This window comes from Pontibacillus chungwhensis BH030062, from assembly GCF_000770675.1.
Lineage (GTDB): Bacteria > Bacillota > Bacilli > Bacillales > BH030062 > Pontibacillus > Pontibacillus chungwhensis.
Genome location: NZ_AVBG01000010.1, coordinates 123,902 through 148,188 on the forward strand (window position 1 = coordinate 123,902; position 24,287 = coordinate 148,188).

19 protein-coding genes are annotated in these 24,287 nt (G+C 43.8%); 6 read left to right on the plus strand and 13 right to left on the minus strand.

Annotation, left to right across the window (positions count from 1 at the left end; all coding sequences use genetic code 11):
• Positions 1-358: 358 nt before the first annotated feature.
• From N780_RS13490 to addB, 3 genes are read right to left on the minus strand one after another with little or no spacing between them, the layout of a single operon-like run.
• Positions 359-646 (minus strand): hypothetical protein, encoded by a 288-nt coding sequence (locus tag N780_RS13490; RefSeq protein ID WP_036785042.1) that lies wholly within the window; start codon positions 644-646, stop codon positions 359-361.
• A 4-nt stretch (positions 647-650) separates the two neighbouring features.
• Positions 651-4,376, minus strand: a complete 3,726-nt coding sequence (addA, locus tag N780_RS13495; RefSeq protein WP_036785044.1) for a helicase-exonuclease AddAB subunit AddA — start codon at positions 4,374-4,376, stop codon at positions 651-653.
• On the minus strand, positions 4,376-7,873 hold the full coding sequence (addB, locus tag N780_RS13500) for a helicase-exonuclease AddAB subunit AddB (protein ID WP_036785046.1): 3,498 nt from the start codon (positions 7,871-7,873) through the stop codon (positions 4,376-4,378). Before addB ends, addA begins: the two co-directional genes overlap by 1 nt.
• 76 nt (positions 7,874-7,949) lie before the next feature.
• Here addB and N780_RS13505 point away from each other — a divergent pair, with 76 nt between their 5' ends.
• The gene (locus N780_RS13505; protein WP_036785048.1) at positions 7,950-9,107 is read left to right on the plus strand and encodes an MFS transporter; all 1,158 of its coding nucleotides are present in this window, start codon (positions 7,950-7,952) and stop codon (positions 9,105-9,107) included.
• 706 nt (positions 9,108-9,813) lie between these two features.
• Here N780_RS13505 and lepB read toward each other — a convergent pair.
• A complete protein-coding gene (gene lepB, locus N780_RS13510) occupies positions 9,814-10,359 on the minus strand; it encodes a signal peptidase I (RefSeq protein ID WP_156969181.1) in 546 nt (181 codons plus the stop codon).
• Between the two features lie 52 nt (positions 10,360-10,411).
• Positions 10,412-11,059, minus strand: a complete 648-nt coding sequence (locus tag N780_RS13515) for a TVP38/TMEM64 family protein (RefSeq protein ID WP_036785051.1) — start codon at positions 11,057-11,059, stop codon at positions 10,412-10,414.
• Positions 11,060-11,296: 237 nt separating this feature from the next.
• Between N780_RS13515 and N780_RS13520 the strand changes: the two genes are divergently transcribed.
• Complete coding sequence (locus N780_RS13520) at positions 11,297-11,701, plus strand: YhjD family protein (protein ID WP_036785053.1); 405 nt, start codon at positions 11,297-11,299, stop codon at positions 11,699-11,701.
• 60 nt (positions 11,702-11,761) lie between these two features.
• On the opposite strand, the gene N780_RS13525 is transcribed toward N780_RS13520, so the two are convergent.
• Together N780_RS13525 and N780_RS19915 are read right to left on the minus strand one after the other, a co-directional pair.
• Positions 11,762-12,292, minus strand: a complete 531-nt coding sequence (locus tag N780_RS13525; RefSeq protein WP_036785056.1) for a competence protein ComK — start codon at positions 12,290-12,292, stop codon at positions 11,762-11,764.
• A gap of 139 nt (positions 12,293-12,431) precedes the next feature.
• The gene (locus tag N780_RS19915; RefSeq protein WP_156969182.1) at positions 12,432-12,575 is read right to left on the minus strand and encodes a hypothetical protein; all 144 of its coding nucleotides are present in this window, start codon (positions 12,573-12,575) and stop codon (positions 12,432-12,434) included.
• 71 nt (positions 12,576-12,646) lie between these two features.
• On the opposite strand from N780_RS19915, the gene N780_RS13530 reads away from it, so the two are divergent.
• Entirely contained in the window at positions 12,647-13,102 is a 456-nt protein-coding gene (locus tag N780_RS13530) for a DUF3939 domain-containing protein (protein ID WP_036785058.1), read from the plus strand.
• Positions 13,103-13,349: 247 nt separating this feature from the next.
• Here the strand turns inward: N780_RS13530 and N780_RS13535 are convergent, their stop codons facing one another.
• Positions 13,350-13,664 (minus strand): hypothetical protein, encoded by a 315-nt coding sequence (locus tag N780_RS13535; protein ID WP_036785061.1) that lies wholly within the window; start codon positions 13,662-13,664, stop codon positions 13,350-13,352.
• Positions 13,665-14,475: 811 nt separating this feature from the next.
• Complete coding sequence (locus N780_RS13540; RefSeq protein WP_036785064.1) at positions 14,476-15,675, minus strand: M48 family metallopeptidase; 1,200 nt, start codon at positions 15,673-15,675, stop codon at positions 14,476-14,478.
• 160 nt (positions 15,676-15,835) lie between these two features.
• Here N780_RS13540 and N780_RS13545 point away from each other — a divergent pair, with 160 nt between their 5' ends.
• Both N780_RS13545 and N780_RS13550 read left to right on the plus strand, forming a co-directional pair.
• Complete coding sequence (locus N780_RS13545; RefSeq protein WP_036785067.1) at positions 15,836-16,423, plus strand: SCO family protein; 588 nt, start codon at positions 15,836-15,838, stop codon at positions 16,421-16,423.
• An 828-nt stretch (positions 16,424-17,251) separates the two neighbouring features.
• Positions 17,252-18,703, plus strand: coding sequence for a SulP family inorganic anion transporter (locus N780_RS13550; protein WP_036785070.1), 1,452 nt, complete (start codon positions 17,252-17,254; stop codon positions 18,701-18,703).
• Positions 18,704-18,805: 102 nt separating this feature from the next.
• On the opposite strand, the gene N780_RS13555 is transcribed toward N780_RS13550, so the two are convergent.
• The 4 genes from N780_RS13555 to N780_RS13570 form a co-directional block, all read right to left on the minus strand.
• Positions 18,806-19,603, minus strand: a complete 798-nt coding sequence (locus tag N780_RS13555) for an ABC transporter ATP-binding protein (protein ID WP_036785073.1) — start codon at positions 19,601-19,603, stop codon at positions 18,806-18,808.
• A complete protein-coding gene (locus N780_RS13560) occupies positions 19,581-20,600 on the minus strand; it encodes an ABC transporter permease (RefSeq protein WP_036785075.1) in 1,020 nt (339 codons plus the stop codon). Before N780_RS13560 ends, N780_RS13555 begins: the two co-directional genes overlap by 23 nt.
• 12 nt (positions 20,601-20,612) lie before the next feature.
• Complete coding sequence (locus N780_RS13565; RefSeq protein ID WP_036785077.1) at positions 20,613-21,596, minus strand: ABC transporter substrate-binding protein; 984 nt, start codon at positions 21,594-21,596, stop codon at positions 20,613-20,615.
• A 650-nt stretch (positions 21,597-22,246) separates the two neighbouring features.
• Positions 22,247-23,782 carry a fatty acid--CoA ligase family protein gene (locus N780_RS13570; protein WP_036785080.1) on the minus strand — a complete coding sequence of 512 codons (1,536 nt, stop codon included), beginning with the start codon at positions 23,780-23,782 and terminating at the stop codon, positions 22,247-22,249.
• A 180-nt stretch (positions 23,783-23,962) separates the two neighbouring features.
• Here N780_RS13570 and N780_RS13575 point away from each other — a divergent pair.
• On the plus strand, positions 23,963-24,287 hold a 325-nt coding region (locus N780_RS13575), incomplete at its 3' end, for a YrhK family protein (protein WP_156969183.1).

Consider the following 24,287-nt stretch of genomic DNA (forward strand, 5'->3'; position numbering starts at 1 on the left):
ACCGAAATAAATAAGATAAACGTACCGCGAATCATAGCAAGAGATCTCTCTTTTTCCACAAATCGCACGTTTCCGTTACACCATATATGGCAGAGGTGGTTCGGGAAATCGCGAGACTCCTGCGGCAGTAGGAGCCTAGGGGAGACCCCGGAAAGCGCGTAGCGATTGAGGAGGCCTTTAAAAGGAAGAGGAAGTTCGACTAAGACCGTCACGTCCTGTGACAACGTCGAACGACCCCACGTCGTGTGGGGCCGCGGAAAGCGAGTGATTTCCCGAACCACCTCCCGCTCAAATTTAGCTAACGGAAACATAACACACAAAAACGGCCAAGGGGTTTCTTCCTTGGCCGTTTTACTGGTTATTTTTTGCGGTTGGCTTTTTTAATGGTAATCTTCTTCTGGGGATCTTGTTTCTTTACCCATTTAATATATTTCTCCATATCAGGATGGTCACGGAGGCGTTCGATCGTGTTGTAAAATCCGGCTAATTCTGCATTGGTGAATAATGCATGAATTTGCTTGTGACAGGCTTTGCACAATTCAGCGGTTGGGCCTTCTGCGCCTCCGTACTGCCTCGGGACTAAGTGGTGTTCGGTTGTTTCTATAGGACCGCGTCCACATAATTCACACGATTCCTGCTGGGCCATTTCATCACCTCTCGTCTACTCGTGTTAACATCGATGCATCAAAGAAATAAAGGTATTGGGCTATAATGGGTCTCTGCCAAATGCGACTGAGTGCTTCTGCATAAAGAGAAAGCTGGGTTCTGTATCGCTCTTTTAACGACTCTTCCCCTTGTCCTTCTTGGATTTTATCCGTCTTGTAATCAAGAATGATCCAGCCGTTGTCACCAGGGATGATACAGTCGATGACACCTTGGACAAATACTTTCTCATCAGTTTCTTCTGTCCAGTCGGCATACACTTCGTGAGCGGGTAACGTTAAGGTGAACGGCACTTCGCGATGGACTTCTGTAGAATTCATAATCATCTCGCCCATTTCGCTTTCAAAGAATGCTTCGATGGCTTCCACGTTAATCGCATCGGCTTCCTCTCTTGTGAGGTGTTCTTTTTCTACGTAAAGTTCCACATACTCTTCAATTTCAGCCGCTGTTAATTTCCTTGTAAACGGCAAGAGCTGCATGACCGTGTGCATGGCGCTACCTGCTTCCGCTGCTGTTAAGGAGCGGTTTTCCTGCATGAAGCGAGGACGCTGAACTATGGGTGCCTTGAATTCACGAATTAACGAGTCGGCACTATATTCATCAGGTACTTCACGCTGACGCTTCAGTTCTGTCACCGACTGCTTTGCACGATGGTGGATCGCATTTTGGTGCGGGTAAATAAAGGACAAGCGCCGGTTAACTTCTTCCTCTTCACCTCTTGTTTCATCCACCTGCTTCCACTCTCGAATCGCTTCTTCTAGCGCTTCACTTTGTTTCTCTTCCACGCGATTTGGATTCGCATACGCACTGCTATGAAGAAGACTAATGCGCCACGTGGATTCATCGTTCACAATGACTTCAGGTACACGCATAATAGAACCAGCGCCACGCAATTCCTCATTCTGCTCATGGCGAATAAGAGCCGGAGCGACCCAGTCCAAATAGGATTTTGATTCTAAACGATAATGAGCCGGGAGTACCCAGTGTGGATGTTCGACCCATTCACGCCATTTATCTAGCTTCTTCTCAAGTGATGCTACGTTCCCTATCATAACGAGCTTCTCTTTCGCACGTGTTAATGCTACATACAGTACGCGCATCTCCTCAGCAAGAAGCTCACGTTGTTTTTCCTTTTTCAAAGCATGGTAGGCAAGCGTTGGGTACATGATCCGCTTCTCTGGATCTATAAACTTACTACCGAAACCATGATCCTTATGGAGTAAGTATTTCGACATTAAATCCTGCTGGTTGAATTGTTTATCCATACCACCAAGGAGAACGGCAGGAAACTCAAGACCTTTACTTTTATGGATCGTCATGATGCGGACAACGTCTTCTTGTTCACCTAAAGCCTTCGCTGCACCAAGGTCCTCGCCTCGTTCTTCGATTCGTTCAATAAAACGAAGAAAACGGAATAATCCTCTGAATGATGTAGCTTCATAACTGCGCGAGCGGTCATAAAGGGCACGGAGGTTAGCCTGACGTTGACGTCCGCCCGGAATGCCTCCAACAAAGTCATAGTACCCCGTTTCTCTGTAAACTTGCCAAATCAGCTCTGATAAAGACCCTTGTCTTGCCCTTACACGCCACGTTTCAAGTCTCATAAGGAAATGTTCGACTTTTTCAATTAAGCTAGCGTCATCCCCTACACGCTTGTATGCTTTTAGAGCTTCATAATAAGACGCTTTCCGCTTTGCTAAACGAACATTTGTAAGCTCATCTTCGTTCAATCCAACAATCGGAGAGCGAAGAACAGAAGCGAGTGGAATATCTTGTCTAGGGTTATCGATAACTTTCAAGAGGCTGATCATAATTTTAATTTCAATCGCTTCAAAATATCCGGAAGACAACTCTGCATAAACCGGGATCCCTTGTTGCTTTAGCTCTTCAACAATGGTCGGTGCCCATGTCATGGAACGCATGAGGATCACGATATCGCGGAATTGGATACTTCGCTTCATCCCAGTCGCTTTATCCACAACCTGCAGCGCTTCTTCATCCCCGTGGCCAAGCCATTGTTTAATCTTTTGGGCATAAGCACGAGCTTCGATTTGAGCTTTTTCAAGATCCTGAAACCCTTCTTCTCCCGCTTCTAGTTCAGATGGATCTTCAGGCGCCTGGCGGTCAATAATCATTAGTTCTGCATCAGCATCCGCTGAAGTGAGTTCATCGTAGATCGTATTGCTGTAAATAAGCTCGGCATCTTTGTCATACGTCATCTCTCCAACTTCTTCATCAAGAAGCTGGCGGAAAATATAGTTCGTCCCATGAAGAACTTCCTTTCGACTACGGAAGTTACGCGCTAAGTCAATGCGTTCTGAAGGATGGTCTTGTGCCGCGAATTCTTTATATTTTTGCAAGAACAGCGTCGGTTCAGCGTGACGGAAGCGATAAATACTTTGCTTTACGTCTCCTACCATGAAGAGATTCCCCGCATGCTCCCCATCTGTCACCATTCGTAAAATGGTTTCTTGAACAAGGTTCGTATCCTGATATTCGTCTACTAACAGTTCTGTGAACTGAGACTGATATCCCTTTGCTACTTCTGAAGGCTGAATATCCCCAGGTGTTGACTCATCATCCATCAACACTTGTAAGCAATAGTGTTCAAGGTCGGCAAAGTCAACAAGGGCTTGCTCTTTCTTCTTCTTTTGGAAACGTTCGTGAAACTCTTTCACAAGCAACATAAGCTGGTCGACAACAGGGGCAAGTGTCTGCATATCGCCTAGATGAGCAGCAAGGGAACGAGCAAACCAATCCTCTTTAAGGGAGGTAAAGCGTTTCTTATAACGATCACGAAGAGCCTTCACCTGATCCTTTAACTCATCAGAACACTCAACCTTTTTACGAGACAGGGCTTTAAACCCTCCTGAAGTCTCCATGAACTGTTGGAGGTCATGCCAGGAAATGTCCACGAGGCCTAGAGCATTTTGCATCTTCTCTCGGTCGTCATCAATAGCTTCTGCGTAATGATAAGGACCATCAGGCTCACGAGTCAGATTCAACGCTTGTTCTGAATCAGCAAGCATGGCGTGAAGCTGACTTTTCACTTCGCGTTTTAAAATATTGAGCCACTCAATATCCCCTTCAGGCGTATCTTCTGAAACGTGGTACATCGCAGAAACTTTCTCCATCCACGTCTCTGGCCAAGGATTCTGCATGGCGAAGGTATACACAGAAAGCATGAGTGATTCAACTTCCTGATCACTTCTGTCCCCTGAGAAACGATTGACCACTTCAAAGAAAGCATCCCGTTCTTCTCCGTCTTTCCCGTACCACTCTTCAAACAGATCCTCTAAGATCTCCTGACGAATAAGGTCGCCCTCTACTTCATCTGCAATCCGAAACTGAGGGTCTAAATCAAGCTGATAAGCGTAACGGCGTACAACGTCTAAACAGAAAGAGTGAAGCGTCGAGATCGAGGCGCGTTGCAATAAGGAAAGTTGTTTCTTCAAGTGCATCGAGCTTGGGTTCTCCTCAAGAGCTTTCTCAAGAGCTTCCCCTACACGGTTTCGCATTTCCTGTGCAGCAGCATTTGTGAATGTCACAACAAGCAAGGTATCAATGTCTGTTGGGTTATCCTGATTCAAGAGTTTCTGAATAATACGTTCAACGAGAACAGCGGTTTTCCCTGATCCGGCAGCTGCTGATACGAGAACGTCTTTCCCGCTTGTGTATATGGCTTGTTCTTGTTCTGGTGTCCAGGATGGCATTATTCATCATCCTCCTCTTGCTTCACAATTTGTTGCAATATATCTTCATCCTTCATCGGTTTTATCGTTCGGTACTGGTTCTCTTCAAGCGTCGGATCGAATTGACAAACAGAACGGAATTCACAGAATGTACAAGCGACCTGTTGATTCTTCTGGAATGGGTTTAAATCGACTTTTCCGTTTGTAATCGATTCACCTGCAGATTTCATCATATCACGTACATAACTTTGCAAGTGCTTGAAGGCTGCTTCTTCTGCCGTCTGTGAACCTTTTCGGAATCCACCAGCCTTCTTCAAACCAGCCGGCACAATCTTACTCATCCCCGTGTCTAAATTCGTATCCATCATTTTTACGATTTGCTCATCTTCTACAAGAAGTCCTTGCATTTTAAACTTCTTAAAGAGCTCGTCTTGAATTTCCGTGTCTTTAAGAAGCTGAGAGCCTGATATCATTGGGTTGTGGACGTGGAAATATAACACCCCAGCAGGAGTTGCCTGCGTCCCTAGCCACGTGTCTGAATGGGAAAGCACCACGTCTAAATACGCCAGCATCTGCAAAGCCAGACCGTAGTACACTTCAACAAGGTCAAGTCCCTTTGCACTAGACTTATAATCAATAATTCGAAGTAAAAGCCCCTCGTCTCCTTGCGCACGGTCTACCCGGTCAATTCGTCCTCTTAGCATTAACTCGAATCCATTCGCAAGGTCTAGCGTCATCGGTGGGATCTTATCTTCAGGGCCAAAACCGACCTCTAGCCCTACTGGTGCAAACTGACTTTGTTTGGCTTGTTCACTTAGCATATATGCAGCTCGGGCCACTACGTCTTGAAGTTTCTGTTGAATGTATTGGTAACGGTTTGAGCTATAAAGAATCTGGTGCTGCAGAATAGGTGAGAGTTCGTGAACAGCTCTTTTTGCATACTGATTCGTATCACTCTCTGTAATACTATTCCACTCACGCCCTTCAACTTGAATCCACTCCGTAATTTGTTTTAATGCCTCGTGGAACAACTGACCAATATCTGGTGCGTCAAGCTTATAGACGGACCGTTCTTGTAATCCAAGCCCGTATTTAGCAAAATGCTGATACGAACATCGATAGTACGTCTCTAAACGTGAAACACTTGCTTTCATCTGTTTCGGATACAAGTTGTCCGTTGTATTACGTCCTAAGTTAGACGGTGTATTCTTATAGAACAAGCTCATTAGGACACGCTTTGTATCAATTGAGTTCGTATCATGAGCGATAAACCAATCGAGCACATCCCACCAAATATCCTTCATCGGATATCCGCGCAAGTAACGTGAGAGTTGTGCGGTTAAAACAGAACGTGTTTTCTGAGGAGTTGTAATGAAACGCTCCGTCTCCTCGTGATCATCGCCCTCTTCAAGGAGCGATTTCTCTTCACAATATGGGAATAACTCCTTCATACGTTTGACCATAGAAGACGGAACCTTCGCCTTCCCCTCTTCATTACTAAGGGGGTAACTCACCCATAAGTAATCAGAAGCTGCCGTAAAAGCAAGGTACACATAGAAGTGATCATCGAGAAGTTGACGTTTGCTGCTGTCGGCAAGCTGCACACCGTGCTCAGACAGCAATTCCCGCTCTTGTTCTGAAATCATCCCTTCAGCCTGTGGCTTCATTGGCCATAAACCTTCATTTACTCCGAGGAGAAACGCACTTTTAATCCCTGTAATACGTGAGCGATCTACGCTTCCAACAATGACGTGATCCATGCTTGGTGGGACATGGGAAAAGTCCAACGACTCAAGCCCTGTTTCCATTGTTGTTCGGTAAAGCTGTAATGAAATCTTATCGTTTCCAATCATCTCAACCATCTCATCAAATAGCCCAATGACGCTATCCCATACTTGTTCTTGTTCGCGGGACTTCTCAATTTGACCACGTTCGTCATACCAGTCGCGCCAATGATCTAACGTACTTGGTACCTTCAATTCTTCAAGCCACTGAAACAGAACCTGAGAACGTTCTTTAACGGTAGATGCTTCGCGAATCCGCTCATCGAAAGGTAGAAGAATCTTGACAACCTGGTCTCGAAGGCGATTAATACGCTCTTCTTTCTTCTTCTCTTCATCTGTCTGAGATAAATGATCAAACCCTCTGAAGCGCTGAAATCTCCAAGGCTCTTCACTAATCCAGCGTTTTTTCGTCCTGACCCCATACTCGAGGCAATAATTCTCAAGTTCATCAATGGCATCCTGAGTAAGCGGATGCTCTCTGTCCCCTAAAGGGAAGAAATCTGTTTTTAATAAACGGAAAATGGCCTCATACCGCCAGTTCCCTTCAATAACATCAAGCGCTGATCTTACAAATTCAACGAGCGGATGATTCAACATTGTCCGCTTTTCATCAATAAAAACCGGAATCCGGTAATCCTCAAAGACGGTTTGAATTAAGTCATGATAAACGTCAGGCTCACGAATTAAGACCGCCATATCTTGATAGCGATATCCTTTATCTCGTACAAGCTCCATAATTTCCTGAGCGACACCTTCCACTTCAGCACGAGGGTGAACCGCTTGGGCTACTGTTATCGGAGCCTTCTCCTGATACCCAGGTGCCGGCCTCGTTGTAAAGTAATGTTCGAGATGCTCAAAGGCCGGGCGACGCTCAAAACGACCTTCACCGCCATATACATATTTCACCTCTTCAACCGGAACATTTACTTCCTGCGCCGTTCGCTCTAAATCCTGAAACGTATGAGCCGTCTGGTGGAAGAGATCAAGTTCATCAATCTCTCCGTAGCGAGGCTGGTCTAATGTAAGAGCAATCGTTACGCGTTTTGCTTTCTTCATAAGAGCTTGCAACACTACAAGTTCTTGAGGCGTAAATCTGTGAAAGCCATCTAAATAAATTTCAGCTCCATTTAATGAATTAGCTTCCTCGATCTTCTCAGCAAGAAGCTGAAGTTGGTCCTCACTATCAATATATTGTTCACGAAGGGCCATCATAAGCTGTTCGTATATGTACGATAAGTCTTCTAATTTATGCTGCAGAGCCTCTTCTCCAGGGTACGGATGTTTATAATCCCCCATCGAGCCAATGTACTCATTTAACGAATCAGGCGTAATTCGATACCGCTTAAATTCTGTGATCATCGTTTCTAGTTGTTCAATAAACCCTTGCTTTTCGATTGCCTTTTGGAACACATTCCAGTCTGACTTTCGTTCTTCAGTGATCTTACGAAGCATCATTTGGACGCCTGTAGAGCTAATCATCTTCTTCGTTCCGCCACCTGTTTCCTGAAGCACACGCCAGGCAAGACGGGAGAAGCTAAATACTTGCGCGCGGATACTCCCCTCAATCCCTTCCTGCTTTAATAGGGCATATTCCTGTTGGAACGTCATCTGATCAGGGACCATATAGAGAATCGGAGCCCCTTGAGGGGATTCTTTCAAACTTTCTCTTATTTCTTCAAGACACTGTGTACTCTTCCCAGCACCAGCTCTTCCTAATAAAAATCGTATACTCATTTCTTACCTCCACTCCATGAACGTTTTTTAGAGTTTTGCATACAGTACGACTACGATTGTATAGAGGAGTGATCCCTTGCTGAAACCAAAGCTAATGGCAGGCGCTTTGATCTTTACCGGTATCTTCATCGCAAGCAACCTCTACACCATGCTTCCTCTCCATTCAGAAATCGCACAGTTATACGGTGTGTCCGACTCCGTCGTGTCTCTAGCTAGTTCGATGTTTATTTTCCCTTATGCGGTCGGATTGTTCTTCTTCGGGATGCTCGCTGACAAACTGCCTCACAAAAAAGTCCTTCTAAGCGGTATGACAGCTCTTGCCATTGTCACTTTACTCGTTGGACTTATGCCGACCTTTTGGCTGTTTATTATTCTGCGTGCTGCTCAAGGGGTTCTTGCTGCAAGTTTCGCACCCACTGCATTTGCCTATTCCTTCGAACACTTTAAAGGCAAAAAGCAAGCCTTCGTCATCGCGATGATTAATACAGGCTTCTTGTTCGCCGGGATCTTTGGGCAAATGATTGCCGTTGAACTGGCTAGTTATGGATCGTATCGTACGGTCTTTTTTGGCTTTTGCATGCTATATGTCATCTGCTTATTGCTTTTGAAACAATTTCTTGTTTCATCAAAACCCAAAACCTTTCAAACGTTATTTTCATTATCTCCTATTTTATCATTTTTTCAGTTCAGACCCTTGCAAAAACTATATGGAATTACCTTTTTCCTTCTTTTTACCGTCATGCTATTTTACGGAAGTTTTGAATGGTTAATTGCCCGAGGAGAAATTGATATCCCCTTTTCCCTGCAAGGTTTTCGGGTAATTGGACTAATTGGAATTGTCCCAGCCTTCTTCGCCGGCCCACTGCAACAACGCTTCGGAGCACCGTTTGTATTAGGCACGAGTCTTCTGGCAGTTACAATCGGCTTTTCCCTTCCATTACTGGTTCTCAATACATGGACACTCTTAGCCGCTTCCATCTTCATGATTGCCTCTACTTCATTAACCATCCCAATGGTAATCTTGCTCGTAGGGCAATGCAGCAAACAAGCACGCGCTAGTGCGGTGTCGATATACTCGTTCACCCTATTAACAGGCGCCAGCATCGGAAGCTTAGGAGCAGCCATTGTCCCTTTCCAAGGCGTCCTTGTCTGCTGTGCAGTGTTGTTTATGGGATTGGCCTATATAAGCCTTCGATTAAAAGCACCTTTACCAACGAATCGCGCCCATTCTTAATGTTATGCCTTAGCGATAAATTGGAAGACTAAGACGGGAGAATGTTTCCGTTTGCTTGAATTGAGCTTAAAGGTGGTCCGAGAAATCACTCGCTTTCCGCGGCGAGCTGGAGAGCCTCCTCAGTCGCTCACGCTTCTTCCGGGGTCTCCCCTAGATTGAAAAGTGCAGGCGTGGTGCCTAGGACCGTACGGATAAGACAGCTTTTTGGAAAAGGCGCTTAGCCTTTGTAAAAAAGATGACTTATCACGCTAGGTCCTCCACGCCGGAACTAGACTGGCTCCTCTTGCCGCAGGAGTCTCGCAATTTCTCGGACCACCTTTACCGTATTAACAGTAACGAAAACATACCACATTTTGATTCCTCATTATTGTCCGCCACGCTTAAGCAGTGGGGACGTTTGCAAGAATATAGGGAGGGGTGTCTGGGGAACGAGGAGACTCCTGCGGGAGAAAGAGGTCGACGAGACCCCACAGAGAGCGCTAGCGAACGAGGAGGCTCGACAGCTCGCCCGCGGAAAGCGAGTCGTTCCCCAGACACCCCTAAGCACTCATCAAACGTAACGACCCCGTTCCAGCTCTAGGGCCTCAGCTTCAACTCTTCCATATAAGGGCGCTTATATGATAGGAATACAAAAAAGAGCACTCTAGCCAGGGGCTAATTGGAGTGCTCTTCTACGTTCTATATTATGTTTATGACTCATAACCCTCTAAAATTTAAGAGCTAGCTTATTAATCGGCCAGTATCGTACGTCCACTTTTCCGACAATCGTATCAATAGGGACAAAGCCGAAATAGCGACTGTCTAAACTTTCTCTTCGGTTATCTCCCATGACGAAAATATGTCCTTCTGGCACTTCTTTAGCCCCACCTTCAATCTCCTCAAGGGTAAAGGATTCGGTTAACGGCTTTCCATCGTTGACCCGATAAGGATCTAGGTAGGGCTCGTCTACTTTTTGCCCATTTAAATATAATGTATCGTCTTCATACCGAATGGTGTCACCAGGTAAACCAATTACACGTTTCACGTAATCTTCTTTTTCATTAGCATGAAATACAATTACGTCCGTATGATTAACATCCTGTAAGTCATAAACCACTTTATTGACCATTAATAGATTCCCATCAAAAAGCGTCGGTTGCATGGATTCCCCTTCAACCACATAGCTTGCAAACAAAAACGAACGAAACATAAGAGCGAGAACAATAGCAAATACAATGGTCCGAAGCCATCTCCAGGCACTTTTCATATTCATGATTTCTCCTCCAGAAGTGTACTACTATCATTCTACCCATATTCGTTTTCGCCTAATCGTTTGCGCTTACGTTTTCATGAGAACGGTGTTGCAATTTGCGTTCAATCACCTTTCCGATTACCCAAAAGATTGCAATACAGATTGCTACTACTACGGTTTTAAAAGGTTTCTGAGCAAACTCCGTAATGCTGTGTCCTACATAAGAGATCGTAAAGATCATTACCGCTTTCCCCATGACGACCGCTAACACAAACTGCTGAAAACTTACTTTCGACAATGCCCCGACGACATTAATAATCGCGGATGGGGAAAACGGGAAACACATTAACAAGAATAACGGTCCAAACCCGTGACGCTCGAACCAGGAAGTTACACGTTGTACTTGCTGATTCCGCCTTATAAACTGAAAGAACTTTTTCTCTCCAAGTCTTCGAATCACCCAAAAGACAAATACTGCACCAAGAACCGCACCAAGCCAAGAAAATAAAAACCCCTTAAATAAACCGTATGCAATCGAGTTCCCTACCACAAAAATAAATAAAGGTAAAAAAGGTAAAATCGCCTCTAACAAAGGAAGCAATATTCCTGGCAATGGACCTAACGCTTCATATTCCTGCAGCAACTGCATAATAAAATCATCAAACGTATCGTTTTTAATCATTTCTTTTAGCGCTTCATAATCTAAGTCTTGAATATTCATCCATCTAACTCCTAACAGAGATATAAACTCCACCGACTTTTCCGTTTCCCGCTTCTTTATACGATTTACCTTTCTATTATAAATGGTAGCCACATCGTTGTGAAAAGAAACCCATTCCCGAGGTCTTTTAGTATGTTTTTTTGCAACATGGGGACCATTTCCATCATACACCTATTTGTTTCTACATAAAATTACGTTATAATAGAACATATGTTCTCATTACAGGAGGGAACGAACATGCGGTACTTAAGTGAAGAAGATCGAGAACTTGCCTCAAGGTTTCTCTTCTTATCCATGGCCATACTCGTAATTGAAAAAGACATCCACACGATTGAGCAGGGTTCTTTCAAAATTAAAGAACCGTATATGGAATTATTGAGAAAGATGGCCCATAAGGCAAAATCAGAACGAAGATATCTGAGAGGAATTATGAAATCACGTCAACTGGACGTCATGCTTTTATCAAAAAATGAATCCTTCTCCTCCTATCTTTTTGTATCAGGAGGTCATGAAGAAAAAAGAAATTATTTTAATCCTGCGATCCGTAAACATGTAGAAACCATTATGTATGAACTCATGCGCAAAGTGCTTCAACCTTCCGAAGGGAAATTAGCCTCAAGCGGCATGGAAGACTTGCCTTAGTTATCCCCATTTTCTTCTCAAATAAAGGAGACGCTAAAAAGCGTCTCCTTCTCATTTTTCTTATGATTTTGGATGAAACACAACTGATTCAGCAACATGATCAAAGCTAGGCTTCGTCACATACTGAAGTCGCTCATTCAATTTATAGCGGAACTGGGCTGTGCGCTGAATTTGGTTCCAAATAGTACCCTTTGACACGTCCACTATTACGGAGCGTTGGTTTTTGAAGACTAATCGTGTTTGCTGATGCCCGGTGGCTTCTATTACATCAACATGAGAGTGAGCAACCCAGGAGCAATACACATTTTGAGGGGAAATAGTCGGGAAGAAGTACATGCCACTCATTGGATCAATGGCAATCGGGGCTTTGTGTGTAATACCAGTAACATCTCTCGTTCCAGCTTGTCGTCCTTTCAGGCTTGACCCAAAGTATTTACAAGCATGATCAATCATGCGTTTTGGAGATTGATTGACATAAAAAGATTCGTCTCCCTCCATCACAAGTGAGATTATCTTTCCATCTGCCCGTTCATCAGCCAGAATCGCTTGCGTAAACGGAGAAACTTCAAACCTGTCTTTCCACATATCCATACATTCATCCTCTCTTCTAAATTAAGATGCTTCTTCATTATACTAAAGTTATCCAAAATAGAAGAGGATATATGAAAATCAGACAGAAATTGAATTTCTGCATAACCCTATATGGTAAAAATTTCTGTTATACTAAAAACTATACCTCAATTTGATGAGAATCTGTGGGCACATCCCACTCTTCTACATCCTTTACATGGAATAAGAACCCATCATCATTCATACCAAAATCCGGATTCAATGCCGTGTTAATCTCAAGTTCCGTTAGAGGGCTTTCTCCCATACTGCGCACCTCCTTTCTCCCTCTTAGGTTGCGCGATCCAAATACAATTAATCAAATTGGAGTGACACAAAATGTGGTGGAATAAGAAAAAAAAGAAACAAGAACAGCTTGAAGTAAAAGATTTATCACTCGCCCAAGTTCGAAAAGCGATCCATGAATTTACAGATCATTTGCCTGACCGAGTCGAATTACGCACTCTCATTAACGAAGACCTCACACTCGATTACAATCTCTTAGCCCCTTATCTTAAAGGCATCCCTAAAGACACGTACTACATGTCTAAAGAAACGTATGAAATATTTGAAGAAAGAGATCACCAACTCGCCCTCGACCTTGATTACATCCAACGCGCGGTCGATCATTACATCAAGCAAAACCAAGAACTGCCGATCATTGAAAACGACCCGTACTTTAAAGTGAATTACTTCAAACTCGAAAAAGCCGGCCTCCTACACGAAAGGCCAGACCGAGATTTTTACATTACCGATGACGAACACATGATTACGTACAAGCGCCCGGGCGAATAGTGAAATGGTGTTTCCGTTACTTTTACTTAATAAAAGTAACGGATAACGCCTTACACTTATTGAAAACCACAAAAAAACACAAAGAATTTGTAAATGAGATTCAAAATTAAAAACATATTATTATGTATAAATTCTCAAACTTCAGGATAACCTATATAACATCTAGCTCCTTTCGTATTATAGCTCTGGTCTGGGTTGTTTATTCTTAAACAGGTACCCGACTAACCTAAGACGTTACGAATAGGAGCTATTTTACGTTCAAGAAACTCTTCTTACCAAACCTCTTTAACGCAAACCACGCAATGATAATCCATACACCGTACAAGATAATCGCAAGTGCTTGATTGAAAAGCCAAGGAATCGTCCCCATATACGCCTCTGACGCAGGTGTTTGGAACCACCTAAAAAGAAACACCAGAAATAAAACACTCATCCCCACCATTACCCAAAACCCACTCGTAATACTCCGCCACTTCTTCACCGCCAAAAGACCACCCAAAAAACTAATGACACCTAATACTCCTAAGTAAAAATAAAACAATGCATCAACAGAAACCTCCATAAACTACCTCCATACCATGAAGAATCATACAACTTTCAAGGTGTTCCACATTAGCCTTTCACAACAGTATCCGAATCCTTCAGCCGCCTTGTTTTATGTTTGATGAACGCACCTCAATATGAATACTCAAATATAGGACTACCATATTCGGCTCGTTTCCGTTACTCCTCATATGGAAAAGGTGGGCCGGGAAACTGCGAGACTCCTGCGGGAGAAAGAGTTAGACGAGACCCCACAGAGAGCGCAAGCGAACGAGGAGGCTCGACAGCTCGCCCGCGGAAAGCCAGTAGTTTCCCGGCCCACCTTACTCTCAATTAGAGTAAATGGAAACGTTCTCTCATTACACTGTTCCAACAACAAGGCTTAATGATCTTGATAGTCCTCATCTAAAAAAGCATAAAAAAAGGGCCAATGCGATCGAGGCATTGGCCAAAAAGAGACGACTGGTTAACTTTTGAGTGAGGGAATTACTTGTGAACGATTAGTCCATGACGACAAACCTCGTTCACTTTGCATGTAAGCTCAACAACAAACATGCAACAAGACTCCATAAACGAGCCCCGAGATTTGAGAGACAACGAATGTCCTACAAAAGTGCGGTGCCGTTTAATTTGTCTTGAGTCTATTCTAATATAATCTTAGCCAAAAGTAACCGAAAAACATTTGCGGTATCACGCAACCGTTTGCGGTTTTCACATAATATTCCAACAATTACACCCCAGATTGTTAAGAGATATACCTTTTTACGTGTGAATTTTTTTCATTTTAAGAAATTATTTACAAGTTATAGTAATATAACGAATTACAAATATCAATTGTTCCGCTCACGTTGTTCCATTTCACTTTGAATACGCTCAATCCTTTCTCCAAGCGGTGGATGAGTATATCGAAGCCAAACAATCCATTCATAGGGGGAGAGATCGCTTTTGGATTCCCTGGCTAAGGCCTGATAGCTTTCAAGGGCTGGCTGCAAATCGTCTGTATGCTCTATAGCATAACGGTCTGCTGCACGTTCCATAACCCTCGAAACATACAAGTTTATTGGTTGCGTGGCAAACATTAGTAGCGTGACAACTAGCAACAAGACCGGTACACTGCGTAGATCAGACCGTTCACGTAAACCGAGACGCTCCTTCCCATTTCGATAGATAAACGAATAAATGCGCGCAAGGCTCCATAAAAGTACAAAACTTAATAACAAATAACCAGCTACTCCTATATAAATATGGTGTTTCACATAGTGAGCAATTTCGTGAGCCAGAATAAACAATACTTCACTTTGACTCATCCCATTTAACATTGTATCCCATAAGACAATCCGCTTCTGCCCGCCGATTCCGGTCACATAGGCGTTGAAAGTGCTCGTCTTCTCACTCATATTCACTTGAAAAATATGATCCTCCTCAATCCCTGCTTCACCAGCTAGTTCTACAATAGAATCTTTTAAGCTTCCCGCTTCAAGCGATGTAAAATCCTCAAATAAGGGATCAATCCAGATCGGCTGCACATAAATGATGAAAAAAGCGACAGGGAGAGAAGTCAGCCACAAAACAAGCCACCATTTCTGCGGGAACTTCGAGACAATACTGCGGAAGACCGCAATTAATACCGCTACTACCACAATAAAAAGCACGCTTTGAATACACCATTCCACCAGCCAATCTCCGATGGGCTGATGACTAATTGAAGCAGCTTTAGACATGGAATAACCAATTCCATCAAGTGGTAACGCAATCAACTGAAGGGCTGTCATAAAGAAAGCACCAAAGACAAAAGATTGCGCCCATTTTTTCTTAAGTAGCTTTTCTATACGGTTCAAAATAGCTTTATGCCAGTCCATTATGATAAAAGACAACAATATGACCCACGGGAATGTTAACTGGGTAAAGGAATAAGCATGACGGTAAGCTGCGTATCTAGAATCAGCATACGTATCCAGTTCATAAAACCAACCAAAGTAGATCCATAACACGACTAAAAAGAATCCATAAAATCCAAGTAACTTCTTCAAAGCATCCTCCCCCATTCTAAACTCTATTGTACAAACACCAACCCAAAAAATTCAAATTGTTGCCATAATATTGTAACCAGTTGTTCACCGAAACCCCTATTACCACCGTAGTTACTCTTGTAATATAAAAGTAAGCAGAACGGTTACAGGGGGAATAGATATGAAAAAGAAATGGTATATTGTCTTTATTTCTTTATTAGTAATTGGCATCGGCCTCGGAATATCATATTTGCAATTTTGGCGCGACGCAGGGGTAGAACTACCTACAGACGTACGTATGAATACCGCACAAGGTGAAGAATACAACCTGGCTTCTATGGATGAAAAAGTTCGCATTGTTGAATTTATGTACACCAAATGCCCAGATGTATGTCCACTCACCACCCAACGCATGATGCATTTAAAAGAACAGTTTAAAGACGACGGGGTCTACGGAGATCAAGTTGAATTCGTCACCGTTACCATCGATCCAGAAAATGATACTAACGAACGCCTACAACAGTATATGAAAAGTTTCGGAGCAGAAGAAGACCCGTCCTGGATCTTTTTAAGAGGATCAGTAGAAGACACTAAAAAATTAGCAGAACCTTTCCGTTTCCTGTTCAAAGATAACGGCACAGACTACCTTGTCCACACATCTTACGCATACCTCCTCGACAAGGACAATTACCTCGTTGGCAAATTCCCAATGGGCGAAGCCTTTAACAAAGACCAAGTGTACAACACCGTGATGGACCTAGTGAACTAACCTCGAAAGGGTCATTTTCCTTGTTGGAAAATGACCCTTTTTTTCAATTCTGAAGGGTAGGAGCTGAGACATCTAATGTGGATGGGACCGTTATGCTTATTGAGTGGTTGGGGTGTCTGGGGAACGACTCGCTTTCCACGGGCGGCCCCACACGACGTGGGGTCGTTCGACGTTGTCACAGGACGTGACGGTTTTAGTCGAACTTCCTCTTTCTTTTTAGAGCCTCCTCGTTCGCTAGCGCTCTCTGTGGGGTCTCGCCTACCTTTTCTTCCCGTAGGAGTCTCCCCGTTCCCCAGACACTCCTGCCTTATATTGTAGTAACGGACCCGCTTCTTTAGCCTTGAAAGGTGAAATACAGGTCCATAATCCCCCCTGCAGCATGTTTTCGTTTCTTCTAATACGGAAAAGGTGGGTCTGGAAACTGCGAGACTCCCGCGGGCAGAAGGGCCTAGTTCCTGCGTGGAGGACCTAGCTTGATAAGCCATCTTTTTTACAAAGGCTAATCGCCTTTTCCAAAAAGCTGCCTTATCCGGCCCCACACGATGTGGGGTCGTTCGATGTTGTCACAGGATGTGACGATCCTAGTCGAACTTCCTTTTATCCCTGGTCACCACGCCTGCACTTTAAAATTCTAGGTGAGACCCCGGAGACCGGCTTTGCCGGTTGAGGAGGCTCACCAGCTCCCCACAGGAAAGCGAATGGTTTCCAGACCCACCTTACGCTCAATCTAAGCAAACGGAAACATTCTCTCAGTATGTATCCTTGCTCATGTTTGTCAACGTTTCGGGGATGATAAGGGGTAGCATATTGGCAAGGGAGTTTTTTCAGATGGAGGTACAGAGCTTTAAGGAATCCTGGTTTATTAATACAAAAGGGGACCTCTTATCAGGTACTGTTGTGGCACTTGCGCTTGTACCGGAGGCGATTGCTTTTTCTATTATTGCAGGGGTCGATCCGATGGTTGGGTTGTACGCTTCTTTTATTATAGCAGTGGCGATCGCTTTCGTTGGGGGACGTCCTGGTATGATTTCTGGTGCTACTGGGGCTATGGCTTTACTGATGGTCGACCTTGTTGCCGGCTATGGTCTTCCTTATTTATTAGCAGCAACCCTATTAACAGGGGTTTTACAAATTGCTTTTGGTATAGCAAAGCTTGCTCGGTTCATGAGGTTTATTCCTCGTTCTGTTATGGTCGGGTTTGTGAATGCACTGGCCATACTGATCTTCACAGCTCAACTCGAACACTTTTCAGGGGCTGGGTGGGTGATGTATGCGATGGTCATTGGGACGTTAGCTATTATTTATCTCTTGCCTCGTGTAAGTACTGCGGTCCCTTCTGCTCTCGTTGCAATTGTTGTGGTTACAGCAATCGCATTCCTTACGAATACGACGGTTAGTACTGTGGGAGATATGGGCGAAATTACAAAGGCCTTCCCCTCCTTCTTCCTCCCCGCTGTTCCACTTACATTTGAAACGCTACGTATTATTTTTCCTTATGCGCTTGGATTAGCTATTGTAGGCCTCGTTGAATCGCTCTTAACCGCTAGCATTGTCGATGAATCAACTGGCACCTATAGCAACAAGAACCAAGAATCAAAAGGTCAAGGAATCGCAAATATTATAACAGGATGTTTCGGCGGCATGGCAGGATGTGCGATGATTGGTCAATCCGTCATTAACGTCAAATCAGGCGGGAGAGGAAGACTATCTTCCCTTACAGCTGGTGTGGTTCTTATCTTATTAATTGTCTTCCTTGGAGATATCGTTTCCCAAATTCCGATGGCCGCACTAGTTGGCGTCATGATTATGGTCTCGATTGGGACGTTTGACTGGAATTCCATTAAAACGATTCCAATCGTTCCGCTAACAGATAACATCGTGATGGTCGTCACAGTCGTAACGGTCATTCTTACCCATAATCTAGCGATCGGGGTATTAACAGGGATTCTGCTCAGTTCTATGTTCTTTGTTCATAAAATCTCTAAAGTTCATATACGTCGTTCTATTCATGGAAATCGGATGATGATTTACTTTAAAGGTGAACTGTTCTTTGCTTCTGTTACGGACCTGTTCCATGAATTTGATTATACGATGGACGGAGCTAAAGAAGTGGTGCTTGATTTTAGTGAAGCTCGTTTATGGGATGATTCCGCTGTCGCTGTACTTGATAAAATCATACGCCGCTTTGAAGAACAAGGGATAAACGCCTATATTATCGGACTAAATAAACTAAGTTCAGACTTAAACCAAAAATTAGCACGAAAATTAGATAACCATTAAAAGTTTGATGAAGCGAAACAAGTGCCTAACAATACTTTCTTACGTCCCTATAAAAAAAGATTTGCCCGTTTCATTCAAAAGGGGCAAATCTTTTTTCTTTCATTATTTTTGCAACAACGTTTTATCATCTGCCAAGGATTTACCACGAGCCTTTTGGAAGGCTTCTAGCAGGTCGGCAACGGTTAATTTTTTCTTTTCTTCCCGATCGGCATGAAAGATGATTTTACCTTCATCCATCATAATTAAACGATTACCAAGGGAAAGCGCCTGCTCCATATCATGCGTGACCATCAGCGTTGTGAGCTGGTGCTGATTAACGACATCTCTCGTAATCGAGGTGATGTGTTCAGCGCGTGCTGGGTCAAGTGCTGCCGTGTGCTCGTCAAGCAGCAAGATTCGCGGTTCTGTGAACGTTGCCATTAATAAGGAGAGCGCTTGCCGTTCCCCGCCTGATAGAAGACCAACTTGTGTGGTCAATCGGTCATGGAGATTCACGTTCATATCTTGAAGAAGTTTCTTAAACTCTTTCTTTCTAGAGGAACTCACTCCCCGTCCAAGTCCCCGTTTTTTCGTACGTCCTAGAGCTAAGGCTAAATTTTCTTCAATCGTCATGTGAGGTGCTGTGCCGGCCATGGGATCCTGGAACACTCGTCCAATCCATTTTGATCGCTTGTGCTCCGGAAGGTATGTCATGTTCAGGTCATCTACTGCCATAAGACCTTGATCAGGAAACAGGACTCCTGCAATTAAGTTAAGGAGTGTTGACTTCCCTGCTCCATTACTTCCGATCACCGTGACGAAGTCTCCCTCCTCGAGCGTTAGAGAAACGTTGTCGATCGCTCGTTTTTCATCAGGTGTTCCTTTGTAGAAGGTTTTTTCAATCTGTTTGAGGTTTAGCAACGTCCTGTCCCCTTTCCTGCTTAAGTTCTTGTGTTAAGGCTTTCTGCTGGCGTTTACGCTCCATCCACTCTTTGATTTGACCAGAGAATGTTGGAATAACAAGTGCTCCTGTTACGATAATTGCTGTGATGAGCTTAAGGTCACTTGCTTTTACAAATTCAAGTTGCATGGCTACAGCTAGAATGATGCGATACAAGACTGCTCCTAGTACAACAGCGAGCGTTGTTCTCGCAATGGACTTACGACCAAATACGCCTTCTCCGATAATAACGGAGGCAAGACCAACAATAATCATCCCAACTCCAAGACCGACATCAGCAAAACCGTTATACTGCACAATTAAAGCTCCGCTCATTGCAACCAGTGCGTTTGAGAGTCCTAAGCCAATCATTATATAAAGGCCAGTGTTCGCTGATAGACTCTTGATCATCTTCGCATTGTCACCTGTTGCTCTAAGTGCAATACCTGACTCTGTCTGCAAGAACCAATCAAGAACCTTTTTAACACCGATAATCAGAAGAGTTCCAAACAGAAGCACATAAAATGTATTCGGCGCAGCACCTTCAATCCCTAGCGCTTGAAACGGCGTCATTAGAGCTGCATCAATCCCTGTAGATGCCCACCAGCTCTCAATTTGAGAGAACAATGTCTCTTCGTTTAGAAGAGGAATATTTGGGCGCCCCATAATACGTAGGTTGATAGAGTATAGAGCAATCATCATCAGAATGCCTGATAATAATGGATTGATCTTCCCCTTCGTATGGAGGAACCCTGTCATACACCCTGCAATAAAACCTGCAGCCCCTCCTGCTAGCGTAGCCATGAATGGCGATGTTCCACTTACCATAAGGACGGATGCAACGGCCCCGCCCGTTACAAAGCTGCCATCTACAGTAAGGTCAGGGAAATCTAGAATGCGAAAGCTTATATAAACGCCAAGGGCCATAATCGCGTATAGTAACCCTGACTCAATTGCGCCAAATAGTGCTCCTGTCATGATGATCCTCCTCTACTTTTCTATAATCTCTGCTTCTTCTTTCCAGTCTTCCTGAATTTCTACACCCATTTCGTTCGCTGCATCTTTATTTATCTGAAGCTTTAAGTTTTGTGGGTAAGATACAGGAATCTCTCCAGGTTCCTTTCCTTCTTCAAGGATTTCAATGGCTTTTTGACCAGCTTCAAAGCCGATATCATAGTAATCAAACCCATAAGCTGCGAATCCTCCGCGCTCGACTGAATCAAGCTCACCAACAAGAACAGGAGTATCTTCTTCCTGCCCTACAAGCAATACGGACTCAAGGGCACTGACAACAGTGTTATCTGTAACGATGTAAAGAGCATCTACTTTTCCAGTGAGAGATTCTGCTGCTTGCTTTACTTCAGCGGATGTCGTAACCGTTGCTGTCTTGATATCAACCTTGTCACCTGCAATCTCTTTCACACGTTCAATTTGAGACGATGAATTCTGTTCACTTGGGTTGTACAGCATTCCTACTGTTTGAACATCCATTTTCTCTGTCATAAATGAGATGGTGTTTGGAATCGCATCCGGGTGTGTATCTGTTGTGCCTGTCACGTTGCCACCTGGGGATTCCATTGAATCAACCAAGTTTGACCCAACAGAATCTGTAACGGATGTAAAGACGATCGGAATATCTTTCGTTGCGTTCAGTGCACTTTGAGCACTTCCTGTTGAATTAGCAAATATTAAATCAACATCGTCCCCTACAAAGTTATCAGCAATGGTCTGATTGTTCTTTGCGTCCCCTTGTGCAAGCTGAACGTCGAAGTTCACATTAAGACCTGCTTCATCAAACGCTGCTTTAAACCCTTCTTGGGCTGCATCAAGCGATGGGTGTTCAACAATTTGAGTGATGCCTACTGTATAATCATATGATTCCTCTTTCTCATTTCCTTCTTTAGCTTCTGAACTTGAACAGCCTGTAATTGCCATGATAGCGACGATACTGGCTACTATTAACCACTTCTTCATTGTTGTTCCCCCTCTGTTATGTACTTTAGCACTTTTATGCTTTTATGCTTTTACGCGCTAAAATTTGATATGTTCTAAACTAACGAATTTTTTACTAGATTGCAAGAGGGATGAGTGAATTTGTTAGAAAATTCTTTTATCACACGAGGGCGGGAGGATGTTTCCGTTAACTTTGATTGAGCGTAAGGCGGGCCTGGAAACCACTCGCTTTCCTGTGGGGAGCTGGTGAGCCTCCTCGCCCGGCAGAGCCGGACTGTGGGGTCTCACCTAGGCTCTTCTGCCCACGGGAGTCTCGCAGTTTCCCGGCCCACCTTTACCATACAAGGAGGAACGAAAACATGCCATATAGGGTAACAACAGACCCGCTGATGTGAAATGCGTGGCCGTTCACCCACCATAAAGACAGGGATTGCTCGGGGACTGCGAGACTCCCGCAGGAAAGCGAGTTGTCCCCGAGCAATCCCAAGCACTCTTAAACGCAGGCGGCCCCTTCCTGCTGAAATATCTCAACTTTAACCATTCCATATAAGGGGGCTATGGGACAAAATCAACACTAAACATTAACAGAGCCATTCAACAAAAAAACGAGTATAAAACCCAAAATGGATTTCATACTCGTTTAGGACTTATTTGATTACTTCGATGCCGTATTATTGCGTAACCCGGTCGCGTAGGTTCTTTCTTAGGATCTTACCAGTGGTGTTCTTTGGTAGTTCATCTAAGAATTCAATGACCGTTGGTAGTTTATACTTGGCTAAGTGCTCTCTACAGTAATCGAGTAACTGGTCCTCCGTAATCGTGTCATTTACTACTACAAAGGCTTGTACCGCTTCTCCGAGATTTGGATCTGGTGCGCCTACTACTGCGACTTCTGTTACGTTCGGGTGCTGATATAGAACTTCTTCTACTTCACGCGGGTAGACGTTGTAGCCTCCGACAAGAATCATATCTTTCTTTCGATCAACGATGTAGAAGTACCCCTCTTCATCAACTTTGGCCATATCTCCTGTATACAGCCAACCATCACGTAATGATACAGCTGTTTCTTCTGGGAGCTTGTAGTAGCCCTTCATGACGTTAGGTCCACGAACAACAAGTTCTCCCACTTCTCCAACAGGAACCTCATCACCCAGTTCATCTACTACCTTATTTTCTACGTTCCAAATGTTTTGACCAATGGAACCGGCTTTTCTAGGACGATCGAGAGGATTGAAGCAGGTAACCGGTGAAGCCTCAGATAAACCATAACCTTCAGAAACAATAACTTGGAAGGCTTGCTCAAATTGCTTCAACAGTGCCACAGGCATTGAGGCACCTCCTGAAATACACAAGCGTATACTTTCGAAATCTGTCTTGTGCGCCTCTCCTCCCTGAAGCAAATAGTTGTACATCGTAGGCACTCCTGCAAACACAGTAGCCTTTTCATCCTTCGCCACCTTAAACACGTCCTCAGGAGAGAACCTTGGAAGGATCAAAACGGTCCCGCCATTCATAAGAGGAGCGTTTAAGGCTACGGTGAAGCAAAATACATGAAACATAGGAAGAGTCGCAATGACTTTATCTTCAGGACTATACTTCAAGTAATCGGCCACGTCTTTAGCATTAGAATAAACGTTCTTATGGGTAAGCATCGCTCCTTTTGGCTTTCCGGTTGTACCGGACGTATAGAGGATGATCGCAACGTCTTCATCGTCAATCGTCGGTCTCTCCAGTGAGAGTTCAGCTGTTCGCATCAACCCTGTAAACGATTTCATTTTATCGTTTAACAATTTCTGAGCATGTGAGACATCTGCCCCAGTGTCTCCCACGATATAGTGGTGAATCTCTGGAAAGTCTGAAGCCAAAGCCACGAACTTATCCATAAACAAATCCATTGTAATAACACCTTTTACATCGCCATTCTTTAAAATGTACCGCATCTCTTCCACTGTATAAATCGGGTTAATTGGGATGACTGTAAGCCCCAAACGCAATGCCCCGTATAAGCCAATTACATAATAGGGGCTGTTCCCCGATACGAGTGCAATGTGATCCCCTTTTTCATATCCTAACTCTTTCAAACTGGACGCAAACTTCGTAACTGCACCTTCTAACTCCATGTAGCTTGTTTTCTCACCTTGAAAAATATAAGCCGTCTTTGATGGATTCCCCTTTGCTGTTATCGACAGTTGATCACTTATGTTCAAAAAAGCCCACTCCCCTTCATCATGAATGAATAGTCATTCATTTTTAAGTAAAAAAACAGTCACACTTATTATAAAATACTGACAATTTTTGAGCAAGCCTATACTTCTCAATCTATAAGATTAAATGCCCTTTATAAGGGGGTATTGATTGAATAGAGAAAATAAGGAGGATGTATGGATATGAATCAAGAACAGCAAGCAAATGCTCAAACCCAAAGCAAAGAAGACTACGTTGACTTGAAAGTTGGCAAGCATGATTTGTTTTTTAAGAAGCCTTATCAAATCCTTTATACATTAAACGACTTTCTACTGGGCCTTTGGTTCCTGATCGGGAGTATATGCTTTTATTTTGAAGGGGCTGTTAAGACTTGGGGGGTTACATTATTTGTCTTAGGAAGCTTTCAACTATTAATCAGGCCCTCTATTCGCCTGGCACACCGGATTCATTTAAAAAATGGTTCTAAGTCAATTGTTGGGGTAGGAGGCAAGCTCCTGCCCCTTTATC

Bases quoted from the DNA above. Each gene is read 5' to 3' on its own strand.
- N780_RS13490 (WP_036785042.1), bottom strand. From the start codon at position 646: ATGGCCCAGCAGGAATCGTGTGAATTATGTGGACGCGGTCCTATAGAA.
- addA (WP_036785044.1), bottom strand. From the start codon at position 4,376: ATGCCATCCTGGACACCAGAACAAGAACAAGCCATATACACAAGCGGG.
- addB (WP_036785046.1), bottom strand. From the start codon at position 7,873: ATGAGTATACGATTTTTATTAGGAAGAGCTGGTGCTGGGAAGAGTACA.
- lepB (WP_156969181.1), bottom strand. From the start codon at position 10,359: ATGAATATGAAAAGTGCCTGGAGATGGCTTCGGACCATTGTATTTGCT.
- N780_RS13515 (WP_036785051.1), bottom strand. From the start codon at position 11,059: ATGAATATTCAAGACTTAGATTATGAAGCGCTAAAAGAAATGATTAAA.
- N780_RS13520 (WP_036785053.1), top strand. From the start codon at position 11,297: ATGCGGTACTTAAGTGAAGAAGATCGAGAACTTGCCTCAAGGTTTCTC.
- N780_RS13525 (WP_036785056.1), bottom strand. From the start codon at position 12,292: ATGGATATGTGGAAAGACAGGTTTGAAGTTTCTCCGTTTACGCAAGCG.
- N780_RS19915 (WP_156969182.1), bottom strand. From the start codon at position 12,575: ATGGGAGAAAGCCCTCTAACGGAACTTGAGATTAACACGGCATTGAAT.
- N780_RS13530 (WP_036785058.1), top strand. From the start codon at position 12,647: ATGTGGTGGAATAAGAAAAAAAAGAAACAAGAACAGCTTGAAGTAAAA.
- N780_RS13535 (WP_036785061.1), bottom strand. From the start codon at position 13,664: ATGGAGGTTTCTGTTGATGCATTGTTTTATTTTTACTTAGGAGTATTA.
- N780_RS13545 (WP_036785067.1), top strand. From the start codon at position 15,836: ATGAAAAAGAAATGGTATATTGTCTTTATTTCTTTATTAGTAATTGGC.
- N780_RS13550 (WP_036785070.1), top strand. From the start codon at position 17,252: ATGGAGGTACAGAGCTTTAAGGAATCCTGGTTTATTAATACAAAAGGG.
- N780_RS13560 (WP_036785075.1), bottom strand. From the start codon at position 20,600: ATGACAGGAGCACTATTTGGCGCAATTGAGTCAGGGTTACTATACGCG.
- N780_RS13565 (WP_036785077.1), bottom strand. From the start codon at position 21,596: ATGAAGAAGTGGTTAATAGTAGCCAGTATCGTCGCTATCATGGCAATT.